The 14,122-nt window shown below is 66.1% G+C and carries 17 protein-coding genes; 5 read left to right on the forward strand and 12 right to left on the reverse strand.

The window, feature by feature from the left end; all coding sequences use genetic code 11:
* Positions 1–129 precede the first annotated feature (129 nt).
* Genes EEB15_RS04670 through EEB15_RS04690 form a run of 5 tightly spaced genes read right to left on the reverse strand, consistent with a single transcriptional unit; the run spans position 130 to position 3,826 of the window.
* Entirely contained in the window at positions 130–1,263 is a 1,134-nt protein-coding gene (locus EEB15_RS04670; RefSeq protein ID WP_233259352.1) for a D-alanyl-D-alanine carboxypeptidase family protein, read from the reverse strand.
* 37 nt (positions 1,264–1,300) lie between these two features.
* Positions 1,301–1,930, reverse strand: coding sequence for an alpha/beta hydrolase (locus tag EEB15_RS04675; protein ID WP_141508361.1), 630 nt, complete (start codon positions 1,928–1,930; stop codon positions 1,301–1,303).
* Positions 1,927–2,268: a ferredoxin gene (locus EEB15_RS04680; RefSeq protein WP_141508362.1), complete on the reverse strand. Its 342-nt coding sequence runs from the start codon at positions 2,266–2,268 to the stop codon at positions 1,927–1,929. Before EEB15_RS04680 ends, EEB15_RS04675 begins: the two co-directional genes overlap by 4 nt.
* Entirely contained in the window at positions 2,265–3,392 is a 1,128-nt protein-coding gene (locus EEB15_RS04685) for a VanZ family protein (protein ID WP_141508363.1), read from the reverse strand. The genes EEB15_RS04680 and EEB15_RS04685 overlap by 4 nt, the downstream gene beginning before the upstream one ends.
* Positions 3,393–3,403: 11 nt before the next feature.
* A complete protein-coding gene (locus tag EEB15_RS04690) occupies positions 3,404–3,826 on the reverse strand; it encodes a CopD family protein (protein WP_141508364.1) in 423 nt (140 codons plus the stop codon).
* 348 nt (positions 3,827–4,174) lie between these two features.
* Here EEB15_RS04690 and hemB point away from each other — a divergent pair, with 348 nt between their 5' ends.
* The 3 genes from hemB to EEB15_RS04705 are packed head-to-tail and all read left to right on the forward strand — an operon-like array spanning position 4,175 to position 6,904.
* Positions 4,175–5,176 carry a porphobilinogen synthase gene (hemB, locus tag EEB15_RS04695; protein ID WP_141508365.1) on the forward strand — a complete coding sequence of 334 codons (1,002 nt, stop codon included), beginning with the start codon at positions 4,175–4,177 and terminating at the stop codon, positions 5,174–5,176.
* 11 nt (positions 5,177–5,187) lie between these two features.
* Positions 5,188–6,288 carry a magnesium transporter CorA family protein gene (locus tag EEB15_RS04700; protein WP_141508366.1) on the forward strand — a complete coding sequence of 367 codons (1,101 nt, stop codon included), beginning with the start codon at positions 5,188–5,190 and terminating at the stop codon, positions 6,286–6,288.
* Positions 6,289–6,307: 19 nt separating this feature from the next.
* The gene (locus EEB15_RS04705; protein WP_141508367.1) at positions 6,308–6,904 is read left to right on the forward strand and encodes a DUF1003 domain-containing protein; all 597 of its coding nucleotides are present in this window, start codon (positions 6,308–6,310) and stop codon (positions 6,902–6,904) included.
* 1 nt (position 6,905) lies between these two features.
* Here the strand turns inward: EEB15_RS04705 and EEB15_RS04710 are convergent, their stop codons facing one another.
* On the reverse strand, positions 6,906–7,775 hold the full coding sequence (locus EEB15_RS04710) for an amidohydrolase family protein (protein ID WP_141508368.1): 870 nt from the start codon (positions 7,773–7,775) through the stop codon (positions 6,906–6,908).
* Position 7,776: 1 nt separating this feature from the next.
* Complete coding sequence (locus EEB15_RS04715) at positions 7,777–8,460, reverse strand: dienelactone hydrolase family protein (RefSeq protein WP_141508369.1); 684 nt, start codon at positions 8,458–8,460, stop codon at positions 7,777–7,779.
* Between the two features lie 78 nt (positions 8,461–8,538).
* On the opposite strand from EEB15_RS04715, the gene EEB15_RS04720 reads away from it, so the two are divergent.
* Complete coding sequence (locus EEB15_RS04720) at positions 8,539–9,285, forward strand: SDR family oxidoreductase (RefSeq protein ID WP_141508370.1); 747 nt, start codon at positions 8,539–8,541, stop codon at positions 9,283–9,285.
* 59 nt (positions 9,286–9,344) lie between these two features.
* Positions 9,345–9,983, forward strand: coding sequence for a MarC family protein (locus tag EEB15_RS04725; RefSeq protein WP_141508371.1), 639 nt, complete (start codon positions 9,345–9,347; stop codon positions 9,981–9,983).
* A 7-nt stretch (positions 9,984–9,990) separates the two neighbouring features.
* On the opposite strand, the gene EEB15_RS04730 is transcribed toward EEB15_RS04725, so the two are convergent.
* The 5 genes from EEB15_RS04730 to EEB15_RS04750 are packed head-to-tail and all read right to left on the reverse strand — an operon-like array spanning position 9,991 to position 14,090.
* Positions 9,991–10,542: a Crp/Fnr family transcriptional regulator gene (locus EEB15_RS04730; RefSeq protein WP_141508372.1), complete on the reverse strand. Its 552-nt coding sequence runs from the start codon at positions 10,540–10,542 to the stop codon at positions 9,991–9,993.
* Between the two features lie 15 nt (positions 10,543–10,557).
* Positions 10,558–11,196: an ABC-type transport auxiliary lipoprotein family protein gene (locus tag EEB15_RS04735; protein WP_141508373.1), complete on the reverse strand. Its 639-nt coding sequence runs from the start codon at positions 11,194–11,196 to the stop codon at positions 10,558–10,560.
* Positions 11,193–12,128: an MlaD family protein gene (locus tag EEB15_RS04740; protein ID WP_141508374.1), complete on the reverse strand. Its 936-nt coding sequence runs from the start codon at positions 12,126–12,128 to the stop codon at positions 11,193–11,195. Before EEB15_RS04740 ends, EEB15_RS04735 begins: the two co-directional genes overlap by 4 nt.
* Positions 12,129–12,149: 21 nt before the next feature.
* Positions 12,150–12,926, reverse strand: coding sequence for an ABC transporter ATP-binding protein (locus tag EEB15_RS04745; protein ID WP_141508619.1), 777 nt, complete (start codon positions 12,924–12,926; stop codon positions 12,150–12,152).
* 45 nt (positions 12,927–12,971) lie between these two features.
* Entirely contained in the window at positions 12,972–14,090 is a 1,119-nt protein-coding gene (locus EEB15_RS04750) for an ABC transporter permease (protein WP_141508375.1), read from the reverse strand.
* Positions 14,091–14,122 lie beyond the last annotated feature (32 nt).

Genomic DNA, 14,122 nt, shown 5'->3' on the forward strand with positions numbered 1-14,122 from the left:
ATTGCGGGAAAGCCCTCGAGTATATCGCGACTCGCGAAATTGCTCAAATTGCGATCGAGGCACAGAGGTTTTGGATCCCCGCCTTCGCGGGGATGACGCCGCCCGCCGGCTCTGCCGGCTTCGGCGGCGTCACTTGATCCAAAGGCGCACTGCATCCCACGCACGGCTGAGCACACCCGCCTGCTCCACCGCCTCCAGCGCCACGAGCGGGACGTCGAGCAAAGGCTGGTCGCCAACGCTCACCTTCAGCGTCCCCACGGACTGGCCTTTGGTCAGCGGCGCGATCAATGGATCGGGGCGCGCGACCTGTGTCTTGATCTTGGTGGCCGAGCCGGCCGGCACGGCAACCACCACTGCCTGCGGACGGCCGAGCTTGGCCGTCTTCTGGGTCCCCTTCCAGACTTGCGGCTCGACCACGGGCTGGTTCGCGTCGAAGAGCTTGATGCCCTCGTAGGCCGTGTAGCCCCAGTTGAGCAGCTTCTGGGCCTCGTTGGCGCGCGCGTTTTCGCTGGTGGCGCCGAGAATGATCGCGAGCAGCCGCCGGCCGCCGACATTGGGGAAGTCACGCTTGGCCGTGGCGATGAGGCAGTAGCCGGCCGCGTCGGTGTGGCCGGTCTTCAGGCCGTCCACCGTCGGGTCGCGGAACAGCAGCATGTTCCGGTTGGTGTCGTTGGACGTCGGCGTCCCCTCGTAGCGGTACTTCTTGATGGCGTAGTAGTGCATGTACTCGGGGAAGTCCTGCATCAGCCGCGTCGCGAGGATGCTGAGGTCGCGCGCGGTCGTGGAATGGCCCGTCACCGTCAGGCCCTCAGGATTGCGGTACGAAGTGGCCTTCATGCCCAGCGCTTTCGCCTGCTCGTTCATGAGCTGCACGAACCGCTCGGCCGTGCCGCCCACGCCCTCGGCCAAAGCCATGGTCGCGTCGTTGCCCGACTGGACGATCATCCCCTTGATCAGGTCGTCCACGGGCACCTGCATGCTGGGGTCGATGAACATTCGCGACCCCGGCATCTTCCAGGCCCGTGGGCTGACCGGCAGGGTCTGCTTCAGGTCCAGCTTCTTGCTGCGCAGCGCGTCGAACACCAGGTACTGCGTCATCAGCTTGGTGAGCGATGCGGGCTCCACCGGCGTGTCGATGTCGCGCGCCGCCAGCAGCTGGTTGGCGGACATGTCGAGCAGCAGGTAGCTGCGCGCGGCGATCTCCGGTGGCTGCGGCACCTGCGCCAAGGCGCCAAAGCACAGCAGGAAAAGGAAAGGCGCCATGAGCGCCCGGATTGTTTTTTGCATGGGGACGGAAACTTCAGGATCGAAGGTGCCGCAGCACCAGATTTTTGAGGAGAGGCAATTGTCCGTGAAAGAAATGGCCACCCCCGGGAACCACCGTAACGGGAAGTGACTGCGGCCGTGCCCAGTCCATCACGCTGGACAGGGCCACGGTGTCGTCCTCCTCGCCATGAATCACCAAGGTCAGGTCATGCGCCTCTGGGGGCAATGTCGCAACCTCGAAACGCGACGCGGCGGTGCCCACCAGCACGATCTTTTCCATGGGGCGCGAGGGCCACAAGGCTTCGATGACGCGCGTGGCGACGAAAGAGCCGAACGAGAAGCCCGCCAATGCCAGCGGCCCGTCCGCGGCCTCGGCGGCGATCACGGCAAGCATGTCGCTGGTTTCGCCGCGGCCTTCGTCGTGAACACCTTCGGTGACTCCGACGCCGCGAAAGTTGAAGCGCACCGCGGCCCAGCCCGATTGCACGAAAGCGCGCGCCAGCGTCTGTACCACCTTGTTGTCCATCGTGCCGGCGAAAAGCGGGTGCGGATGCGCAATGACGGCCGTGCCGCGCAGCGTCTCCCCCGCCGCGGGCTCGTCGCGCAGCAGCTCGATCACACCGGCCGGGCCGGCCATCTGGAAACGCCGGGTCCGGGAGTTCATCGGCCCAGGTGGGGCGGCGTCAGCAGCCGCTCCACGACGCGCCCGTTCTTGAGGTGCGACTCGACGATCTCGTCGATGTCATGCTGGTCCACATAGGTGTACCAGACGGCTTCCGGGTAGACCACGGCCACGGGGCCGGCAGCGCATCGGTTCATGCAGCCGGCCTGGTTGACACGCACTTGCCCAGGCGCTGAGAGTCCGAGCGATTTGACCTGCGCCTTGCAGCGGTCATAGGCCTCCTTGGCATGGTGCTCCGCGCACGACGCCTCGTTGTCGCGCTGGTTGAGGCAAAAGAAGATGTGGCGCTCGTAATACGAGTTCTGGGGGGCGTCGCTCATACGTCCATTCTATTTTGCGCGTCGCTGCGCGAGACGCGCACCAGCACATACGCCAGCGCCGCATAAGGCCACAGCCATCCCAGCCACTGGGCCAAGCCATTGAAACGGATGAAGCGGCCCTGCTCCCAGGTCTGCAGCGTCTGGGCGAAATACGCGCTCGCGGGTGCCTGGTTGAGCAGGCTCAGGTGTACGACCAAGGCCAGCAGCACCAGGGCGGCACACGCCCGGGCCGGAGCGGGCAGCAGCGCAACGGCGACGGCCAGGCCCACCCCCAGTCCGACCCACACCGGCAGGTTCAGCCAGGCCCAGGCATGCGTGGGACCCCAGCTCAACGCCGCGGACAGGGCCGTGGCCCCGACGCCAACGCCGATCGCCGCGACCGCGAACAACGCGCGGTGGCCGATCGAGCGGATGACGGAAAAACCGAGCAGGCATGGGATGAGCGCGCCCAGGGCCACGCACAGCAGCTCGGTGCCCGGCACCAGCGGCTGCAATTCGACATCGCGCACCGGCAACCATTCCAGAAAAGGCGTATCCAGCAGCCAGTCTGCCAATGCCCCTTCCACTCGCTCGAACACCTGGCCCAACCCCAGGGGTACCGAGGCAGGGAACAAGAGCGCGAATGGCCACAACGCCAGCAGGACCAGCGCACCGCGCGATTCGTCCATGAACCACCGCACCCGGAACCGGCTCCAGCGGTCGATGGCGCCGGCCAGCTCCAGGCCGCCGGCCAAGACCGCGCCCAGCAGGGTCCCGCCGACATTCAGAGCGAAGTCGACGTTAGAGGGAACCCTTGCGGGCAAATACGTCTGCAGCGCTTCCATGCACAGCGACAACGCAGCGCCGGTGAGCACGGCCACCACGATGGCGGCGCTGTTGGCCCGTGGCCCGCCCCTTCCGCCGCCGCGCCGCAGAAAGCTGAGCGCGAGCAAGAATCCCAGCGGCACGTAGCCCGCGACGTTCGCCGCCACGTCGAAGCCCGTCCAGTACTTGGGCAACGGACTCCAGAAGAACTCCCAGGGCGCGATGCCCTGATCGCGCCAGCCCGAAAACGGGTACAGGCTGGCGTAGACGATCAGCGCAACGTAGGCTTGGGACAGGGGCCAGGCAGATGTCTTGTGCATCCCGCCGGGCCTCAAAACGGTTTGACGACAACCAGCACGACAATGGCCACCATCAGCAGCACGGGCGCTTCGTTGAACCACCGGTACCACCTATGGCTGCGCCGGTCGCGACCGGCCTCGAACCCGCGAAGCAGCACGGCACACATGCCGTGATACGCGATGGCGAGCAGCACGAAGGCGAGCTTTGCCGACAGCCAGTGCTGGCCTTTGCCGATGCCGTATCCGAGCCACAGCCAAAGGCCCAGGCCCAGTGCCGGCACGGCCAGGAAGGTGGAAAACCGCAGCAGCTTGCGCGCCATCAACAGCAGCCGCTCTCGCTCGGCCTGCGACCCCGGAGCCACCATCGCCAGGTTCACGAAGATGCGCGGGAGATAGAAAAGCCCTGCAAACCAGCTTGCGATGAAGACGATGTGGAAGGACTTGACCCAGAGCATGGCTGCCAGTGTAGGGACAAAAAATCCGCGCAAAAAAACCGGCCAAAATCCGCGCAAAAAAAACCCCGGCCAAAAGCCGGGGTGGGAAGCCTTTTTGCTGTCACACATTAAGGCACCCGCTCAGGGAGGAAAAGCGGGGAGCGGCGAACCGCCCATGCGTAATTTAACAAACCGCCCGCCCGTATTCAAGGGCGTAGTACCGCATTTACCGTCTAAGTGCGGCATGTCATACAAATCATCTACGTGAACACACCTATAGTCACCGCATTGCGAAACGCGATGTCAGCGCCTTGGCGGGGCGGCAGGCGCATCGCCGGCCCGCCGCGCGAATAGAGGACAATTTCTTTCATGACCCTCCACGCCCCTTACCCGCAAGGCCGCCCGCGACGGCTGCGCCGTGACGAATTCACGCGCAACCTGGTGCGCGAAAACAACTTGACCGCGCACGACCTGATCTATCCCGTGTTCGTGCTGGACGGCAAGCAGCGTCGTGAAGCGGTTTCGTCGATGCCCGGCGTCGAGCGCATGAGCCTGGACCTGTTGCTGCCGGTCGCGGAGCAATGCGTCGCGCTCGGCATCCCTGTGATGGCGCTATTTCCCGCCATCGACCCGAGCTTGAAGACCCCTGACGGCCGTGAGGCCTTCAATACGCAGGGCCTGGTGCCACGTGCGGTACGCGAACTCAAGAAGCATTTCCCCGGCCTGGGCGTGATGACCGACGTGGCGCTCGACCCGTTCACCAGCCACGGCCAGGACGGGCTGCTGGACGAGACCGGCTACATCCTCAATGACGAGACCGTCGAAGTGCTGGTGCAGCAAGCCCTGGTGCAGGCCGAGGCCGGCGTCGATATCGTCGCGCCGAGCGACATGATGGACGGCAGGATCGGCGCGATCCGCTCGGGGCTGGAATCGAAGGGGCTCATCCATACGCGCATCATGGCCTACAGCGCCAAGTACGCCAGCGCCTTCTACGGCCCGTTCCGCGATGCGGTCCAGTCCGCCACCAACCTGGGCAAGAGCAACAAGAAGGTCTATCAGATGGACCCGGGCAACAGCGACGAGGCATTGCGCGAGGTCGCCATGGACATCGCCGAGGGCGCCGACATGGTGATGGTCAAACCGGGGATGCCCTACCTGGACGTGGTGCGGCGCGTGAAAGACGAATTCCGCGTCCCCACCTTCGCCTACCAGGTGAGCGGCGAGTACGCGATGCTCAAGGCGGCCGCGCAAAACGGCTGGCTCGACCACGACGCCGTGATGATGGAAAGCCTGCTCGCCTTCAAGCGCGCCGGTGCGGACGGTGTGCTGACCTACTTCGCGCTGGATGCCGCGAAGCTGCTGCGGCGCTGATGGAACCGCGCATGCACATCGTCGAGTTCGCATCCGGCACCCTGCGATTCCTGGAGAAAGTCCCGGCCAGCGCGCCGGCCAACGGATTCATCTGGATCTACCTCGAGCGCGAGTCGCTGGAGCAGGAGATCGGCGCCGTGCAGCAGGCCGCGCAGAGCCTGGGCGGCTCGGCCCTGCTGGACCTGCACGTGAAGGACCTGGCCAACCGAGCCCACCCCTCGCATTACGACTACACCTCGGTGTACGACCTGGTGATCTTCCGCCGCCTGGCAACCGAAGCGGAGGTGCGCGCCGAAACACCGCAGCCACCTCCGCCACCCGAAGGCCCCCTCGCAGCATTCGAGGGCATACGCACGCGCGCGGTGGGCTTCGCCGTGTTCGACCGGCTGCTCATCACCGTGCACCCCGCCGGCTGCTTTGCGGCCAACACCTTCATCCAGCGCTTCCTGGCGGACGCCGTACAAACCGAAGGGCTCTCGGCTGCGGCGCGCAGCCGCCTGCCCACCGGGTCGTCCGACCTCATGCTGCGCATGCTCAACCTCATGGTCGACAGCTACCTCGACCTACGCAAGGAACTGAGCACCGGCCTCGAACAGTGGCAACAATTGCTTCTCGCGCCGCGCTCGCGCGGGGCGGATTGGCGCGCCCTGATGTCTGCGCGCACCGCTCTGCACACGCTCGAAGACCTGTGCGAAGGGCAGAACGACGCGATGCAGGAATGGCTGGACACGCAGCGCGAACAGCCTGCGCCCTGGATGGCGCAGGCCGAGCGCGACTCCATGCTCGCCCGGGCCCGGGACGTGAGCGAGCACATCCAGCGGGTGATGCACCACGTGCGCCGGATGGAACAAGGCGCCGAGACGGCGGTGCAGTTGCACTTCTCAGCGCTGGGGCATCGCACCAACGAGATCATGCGGGTGCTCACCGCATTGACAGCGGTGTTCCTTCCCTTGAACTTCATCACCGGATTTTTCGGCATGAATTTCGAGTTCCTGCCGTTCATCCATTCGGCGACGGCCATGTGGGTGATGCTGAGCGTGATGGCGACTGTCGCCATCACAGTGGTGCTCGTTTTCTGGCGGAAGCGCTACCTGGCGCGCAGCGGGCGCTAGTTTCCGGCAGGAAATCCGCATGAGCAACCACCGCCACCCCAAGCCCGCCGAGCCTTCGGCAACGGGTGATTACCGCGGTGCCCAGACCGGTGAGGACGTCACCCGCCGGAACGTGCGGGCGATGCATCAGCTCGAAGAAGCGGCCAACGCCCGGCGCAGCGGCGCCGACCGCGTGGCCTCCGCGATCGCGCGCTTTTGCGGCAGCATGACCTTCGTGTGGATCCACGTGGTGGTGTTCTCCGCCTGGATCGGCTACAACGCGCTGCCGTGGTTCGAGCACTTCGACCCCTACCCCTTCACGTTCCTCACACTCGTCGTTTCGCTGGAAGCGATCTTCCTGTCGACCTTCATCCTGATCAGCCAGAACTACGACATGCGCATTTCCGAGCGGCGCAACCAGCTCGACCTGCAGATCAACCTGCTGGCCGAGCAGGAGAACACCAAGGCCTTGCAAATTCTCGAGCGCATCGCCAGGAAGGTAGGCGCCCACCACGTGAGCGACGATCCCCAGGTGAAGGCATTGGAGGAAGCCACGCGCCCCGACGCGCTGGTCGACCAGATCGAGGAAGCCTGGCGGGACGAGGCGGGCGGACAGGCGCCGAAAACCCCCTCCTAGCTCACTTGACGCCGAACAGCGTGGCGCCGTTCTCCCAGGCGATGCGGCGCGCGGCGTCCGGCGGCAAGTCGCCGAGCCAGGTGCGATAGCCCTTCATCAGCTCGTCGTAATACTGCCACCGCTGATTGACCCAGGTGTCCGAACCGATCATGAATCGGGCCGGATATTTCAGCAGCAACTCGCGCCACTCGGGGCACAGCTTTCCGCCGTCGCAGGTCAGCCCCGGCCGGTACGACAGCTCGCCCATGAGCAGCGGGTAGCGCGTGAACAGCTGGTCGACGCGCGCGGCGGGCGCCCCGCCGATGCCGGTGTGGGCCCAGATCAGGCGGACCTTCTGGCCCTTCGAGGGTGTGTTGGCCATCAGCAGGTCGATCGCGACATCGTCCACGTGCGCCAGCACGGCGAGGTTCCTTTCTTCGGCCAGCGCCATCAGCTTCTTCGCGACCGGTCCGTTGGCGTTGGTACTGTCGTACAAATGAAATTCGCCGATGCCGCGGAACGGGCCGGCGGCGGTGCCGCGCGCGAGTTCGGCCTGCACCAGCTCGTAAATGCTCTCGTCGCGGAACCAGTTGTCGTAGTCCGCGCGATCACGGTAGAGGCGCACGAACGGCACCACCGTCACGCCGGCCGCACGGGTCAGCGGTGACGAGGCCAGCGCTTTGGTGCCGTCGTTGGGCCGCGAGTTGGAGACGATCGCCTCCACGCCATTGCGTTGCATCCGCGCCAGCACGTCGGGCAGCGGGTGCGGCGATTGGGCCTCTTCGTTGTAGTGCAGGTGCGCGTCGAACAGCGGGCCGCTGTAGTCCGCTGCGTGCAGAACACCCGGACCGGCCAATGCCAGCGCCAGGGCCGCGAGGACGTGGCGCGCCATTTCAGGCCAGGTGCGTGCCGAAGAACGCCAACGTCCGCTCGCGTGCGAGCTTTGCCGACGCCTCGTCGTACGAGCCGCGCTGGTCGCAATTGAAGCCATGGTTGGCGTGGTAGACGTGGACTTCCACTTCGGGGTGCGCCTTCTTGAACGCTTCCACGCTGTCCAGCGAAATCCAGTGGTCCTGGTCACCGAAATGCGCCATCGTCGGCACCTTCGGTTTGCGCGCGATTTCATCGGGTGTCGTCATCCCGCCGCCGTAGTACGTCACGGCTGCGGAGAGCCCATCGAGCGTGCAGGCCGCGCGCCAGGTGAGCAGGCCGCCCCAGCAAAAACCGGTGATACCCACTTTGCCCGCCTGCGCAGCGTGCCCGATGGCGGCCTGGATGTCTTGCAGCACGCCGGGCGCGGGCAAGGCTTCGACGGCTGTCTTGAGCGCAAAGCCGGCGTTCATCTCATCGGTGCTGTAGCCGATGTCCACGCCCGGCTTGACGCGATGGAAGGTCGATGGCGCGACCACCAGGTAACCGTCGGCCGCATAGCCGTCGGCGACCGAGCGAATGTGCGAATTCACCCCGAAGATTTCCTGCAGCACCACGAGCCCGGCCTTGGGCTGGCCGGCGGGCTGCGCAACGTAGGCGGGGAAGGTGAAGCCATCCGCGGACTTGAGGTCGATGAAATTGCCCATCTGTCACTCCTTTTGCTGTAATGGGGGGGTACGGCGAGCGTGCAAGCTTACCGCCGGATCGGAGCGAGGAGACAGCATTTGAAGCAAGTCCTATTGGTCACCGGGGCAAGCCGCGGCATCGGCGCCGCCACCGCGGTGCTGGCGGCAGCGCAAGGCTTTTCGGTCGCGGTGAACTACACCGCGCAGGCGGCGGCCGCCGATGATGTCGTGAGCTGCATCCGTGCCGCGGGCGGCGAAGCCATCGCGATACAGGCTGATGTGGCCCAGGAAGAGCAGGTGCTTGCGATGTTCGAAACCATCGACACCAAGCTCGGGCGGCTCACGGCGCTGGTCAACAACGCCGGCGTGGTGGACGTGGCGGCCCGCGTCGACGAAATGAGCGTGGCGCGGCTCAAGCGCATGTTCGACATCAACGTACTGGGCTCTTTCATCTGCGCGCGCGAGGCTATCCGCCGGATGAGCACGCGCCATGGCGGGACGGGCGGGGCCATTGTCAACGTGTCCAGCGCGGCATCGCGGCTGGGGTCGCCGGGCCAGTACGTGGACTACGCCGCGGCGAAAGGCGCCATCGACGTATTCACCACCGGCCTGGCCAAGGAAGTGGCCGCCGAGGGCATCCGGGTCAATGCCGTTCGGCCCGGCCTCATCGAAACCGACATCCACGCGTCCGGCGGCATCCCGGACCGTGTCAAGCAGCTCGAACACCTGGTCCCCATGCAGCGCGGCGGCAGTGCCGACGAGGTGGCCCAGGCCATCTGCTGGCTGTTGTCGCCGGGTGCCAGCTACACGACCATGTCGTTGCTCGACGTTTCGGGAGGCCGATGATGAAGGAATGTCTTCGCAACGAGCCGGCCCGCATGGGCTCGCCTGGCTGGGCGCACTAAATGGACTTCAAGCCGCTGGTCACCCTGCTTGCGATCGTCAATCCGTTGGCGATTGTTCCCTTCTTCATCCACTACACCCAGGGATTCACGCGGGCACAGCGGCGTGAAACCATTTGGACCGCATCCTTCGCGGCCTTCCTGGTCATCGCCGCCAGTGCCGTCCTGGGCATCCAGATCCTCGAGTTCTTCAGCATTTCGCTGGCCAGCTTCCAGGTCGGCGGTGGCATGCTGCTGTTGACGAGCGCGCTCAACATGCTGAATGCGCAGCCGGCGGAAGCCAAGCCCAACACGCGCGACATGGAGGAAGGCGCCGCCAAAGCGGCCATGGGCGCCAGCATTGCCGTGGTGCCGCTCACCATCCCGCTGCTCACGGGGCCGGCGACCATCTCCACCGTGGTGATCTATGCGGAGAAGGCCAAGGACTTCTGGCAGTTGGCGACGCTGGCGGGGTATGGCGTTGTGATCGGCCTGGCCACCGCCCTGTGCTTCGCGCTGGCGGACCCGATCGCGCGAGTGCTGGGCCGCACCGGCATCAACGTGATGACGCGCTTGATGGGCCTGATTCTCGCGGCGCTGGCGGTGGAGGTGATGGCCGACGGCCTGCACAAGCTCTTCCCGATTCTGGCCAGCCGGCTCTAACGCGGCGCTACTGCTTCTGCAGGGCCTTCACCAGCTGGCTGCTGGTATTGCGCAGGCGCTGCGCCAGCAACTGCGTGAGCTTGACCAGCAGTTTGGCGCCGACGGCCGGATGCGCCGTGATCAGCCGGCCCACGGCGGCGCGGCTAAGGACCGCTGCTTCGACTTCACTCAAGGCCCAGCAACTCGCATAGCGCGGCTCGCCATCGAGCATCGACATCTCGCCCAGTGCCGCCCCTTGTTTCAGCACGGCCAGGCGCGTGATGTCGCCGGGCTCCTGGTCGTCCGAACTCGTGCCGACCTTGCGCTTGCCCACATCGACGGTGCCTCGCAACAGCAGCATCATCCAGTCGCTGGCTTCGTCTTCGGCGATCAGCAGCTGCCCTGGCTGCGCCCGGACCCGCAGCATGCCCGCGCCCAGCATGTCGGCTTCGGCCGGGGTGAAGTCACGCAGCAGCGCAGACAGCTGGAGCAACTCGGGGCTTTGCGAAAGACGCTCGCAATGCCCCAGCAACTCCAGGCCGCGGTCCTGCAGTTGTTCTTCGAGCGTCGCCGCGGCCATGGTCGAAGCAGCGCGCTAGCGCAGGCTTTGCAGCCACTGGGCGATTTCGCGGGCCGCAGCATCCGTTGCTGAAGCCAGCGCCCGCACGCCGCCGGCCGCGTCCGGCGTGGGCGCAGGCTCGCGGATGGCAAAGGTTCTCTGGGCCAGCAACCTCTCGCCGGCGGGCGTGTTGTCCATCAACGTGACGCGCAATCGCAGCAGTCCCCAGCTGCGGTTTGGCGACTCGAAGAGGTGCGAGAACTCTTCCAGATCGACCCGCATGACCCGGGGAGCGACGCCGTTGCGCGCCAGGGCCGCGCTGTCACCGGGATCGAGGATCGCGCGGTTCTGGCCCAGCTGCTGGCGCAGGCGCTGGCGCACCAGCTGGGGTGGGGGCGCGCTCCAGCGCGCCTGCGAATAGGGCTTCAGCTGGTGCTCGTCCGCGTAACCGAGACGGTACAGGATGGACGACCCGTCGAGCGCACCTGCTGCCTCGATGTCGTGCAGCACCAGCGAGGACTGTGTGGACGGCGCGGGCGTGAACGGCGCGGCCGCAACGCTGGGGCCGAAGTCGTAGAGCGTGCTGCGCACCGGTTTGTCGGGCAAAGCCGAACACGCGGCCAGCGACGCCGAACAAACCAGAGCGGCCCAGCGCCAGTTGGCGGACTTCCTCATTTGCCACCTCCGGGCGCGGTGAAGCCGGGTTCGCCCGGCCCGGGGTCGACCGTGCCCGAGCCGAAGATCAGCGATTGCGGGTTGTCGTTGACCGTGTTCGCAGTACGAGCCAGCTGGCGCACCGCCCGGGAAGTTTCCTCGGTCACACGGTTGATGCGCGGCAGCGTCGCGGAATTGAAGCTGTCCGCGGCGTGTGAAAGCGCCTGCGTGCCTTCGGCCAAGCGGTCCATCGGGCCATCCTTTTCGTTCAACCTGCGGACGGTCTTGCCGAAGTCCGACGCGGTTTTGCCCACCTCGTCGGCACTCTTCTGCACGGACACCATGGCAGGGTCGACACGCGTCGCCACAGTCGCATCCAGCCGCTTGGCCATCTGGCTGGCATCGTTCGCGGCCGTGCCCAGGTTCTCCAACGCGGTGGAAAACCGTTTCTGGTTTTCGTCGCCCAGCAGCTGGTTCATGCGGCCACTGAGCTGCTCCACACGATCCAGGATCACTTCGCCCTTGGCTGTGAGCTTCGACAGCAGCCCCGGCTGAAGTGGGATGCGCGGCGGGTGGCCGTCTTCCGGCTGCAAGCGTGGCGCTGGTTTGCCGGTGTCGTCGAGCTGCACGAACGCCAGGCCCGTGACGCCCTGGAAACTCAGCGTGGCGAACGTGTCTTTGGTGATGGGCGCCTCGTGGTCCACTTCCAGGCGCATCAGCACATTGCCGGTCGCTTTCGGGTCGAACCCGATGGACGCCACCTTGCCGACGTCCACGCCCCGATAGCGCACGGCCGCCTGCGCCTGCAGGCCGGTGACGATTTCGCGCGTGGAAATCTCGTAGATGTCGCGTTCCCCCGTGTCCCGCGTGAGCCAGGCCGCGAGCGCGACCAGCAGCACCGTGACGGCCACCACGAAAATGCCAGCGGCCATCGCATGGGCTTTGTTTTCCATAGACTTCCTTTTTACACGCTTCTAGATCGCAAAGGGGTACTCGCGCAGCAGTTCCATGGCGCGCTGGCCCCTTTCGCCGAGGAAAAAATCGTGGATGAACGGGTGCTGGAATGCAATCACGTCCTTCGGCGCAGCTGCGACGATGACCTTGCGATCGGCGAGCACGGCGATGCGGGTCGACAGCTCGAAGAGGGTGTCCAGGTCGTGCGTGACCATGATGACGGTGAGTTCCAGGTCGCGGTGCAGCGATCGCAGCAGCGTGACGAAGCCGTCGGAGCTCTCCGGATCGAGCCCCGCTGTCGGCTCGTCGAGCAGGAGCAGCGGCGGGTCCATGATCAGCGCCCGTGCGAGCGCCGCGCGCTTGATCATGCCTCCGGACAGGTCGGAGGGCATCTTGTCCGCGTCTTCGGGCTTCAGGCCCACCATCTGCAGCTTGACCATCGCCGCCTCGCGGATGAGGGCCGGCGGCAGGGTCTTGAGTTCGCGCAGGGGAAAGGCGATGTTCTCCAGCACGCTGAATGCGGAGAACAGCGCGCCGTGCTGGAACAGCATGCCGATGCGGCTGGCCGCGCCCCGCTGGCCCAGCCCGCCGACCGGCTGGCCCAACACCAGGATGTCGCCGCGGGCAGGCGTTTCCAGGCCGAGGATCTGGCGCAGCAGCACGGTCTTGCCGGTACCCGAGCCGCCCACGATCGACAGCACCTCGCCGCGCTGAACGGTGAGGTCCAGGTCCTGGTGCACGACGAATTTCTTTTCCGGCGTGGTGAACTCGCTCCACAGCTTGCGGATGTCCACCATCGGCGCGCCGCGGTCGGGTGAAGTGCCGGCGTGCGAATCCACGGGTCAGATCCCCACGTCCTTGAACAGCACCGCGAACAGCGCATCGACGAGGATCACGACAGTGATGGACGTGACCACGGAAGCCGTCGTGCCCTCGCCCAGGCTCTGCGTGTTGGGCTTGACGCGCAAGCCGAAGTGGCAGCCGATCAGCGCGATCAGGATGCCGAACACCACTGACTTGCCGCTCGCCAGGCCCAGGTTGCCGGGGCTGACCGCCTGCGGCAACGCGTTCATGAAAAACGTCGGCGTGATGCCCAGCGAAATATCCGCCGCCAGCATGCCACCCGCAAGCGCGGCCAGCGTGGTCCAGACGCTGATGAGCGGCATCGCCACCGCCAGTGCCATCGCGCGCGGCATGACCAACCGGAAGCTGTGCGAGATCCCCATCACGCGCATGGCGTCGAGTTCGTCGGTGACGCGCATCACCCCGATCTGCGCCGTGATCGCGGAGCCGGACCGGCCCGCGATGAGGATGGCGGCCAGCATGGGTCCCAATTCGCGGATCAACGCGATGCCCAGGATGTTCACGATGAAAGCGTCGGCACCGAACTGCCGCAATTGCTGCGACGTCAGATAGGCGAGCACGACGCCGATGAGGAAACCCACCAGCGCCGTGATCGGTAGCGCCGTGGCGCCGATGCGGTACAGGTGGCCCGACAAGTCGCGCCAGGGGCCTTCATGGGGAGCGCGCGCCAGCCGCCCGATGTTCAACGCCAGCTGGCCGATCAACCGTACGAAGGACTTGAGGTGATCGCCCGCGTAGAGCACGGCCTCGCCCATCGCCAGGTAGCGGCCTCGCCAGGTCGTCTTGCGTCGAGGCGGCGGGTCCACGGTAAAGCTGGCCACACGTTCCAGCACCGCGCGCTGCGCGGGCTGCAACTCCAGTTGCCGCGGCCACTGCCGGCCCCAGTGGTCCCACAGAAGTTGCGCGCCCACATGGTCGAGCTGGTCGGCGCCGCTCAGGTCCCAGCCCTGCTGCGCGGAGGTCGCGGCGAGGCGGGCTCGCAGGGACTTGAGGAGCTTCGGCTGCGCGAACTGCGCCGCGGTCCATTGCCCCAGCAAATGCAGGCGCGCCCCATCCGCGGCAGTCGGCTGCTCGATGCGAGGCGTGAAATCCGGCATGAGGGGAGGGGCTTCCTGAGTAACCCGCCATC

The organism is Ramlibacter sp. WS9, assembly GCF_003797765.1.
GTDB lineage: Bacteria > Pseudomonadota > Gammaproteobacteria > Burkholderiales > Burkholderiaceae_C > Ramlibacter.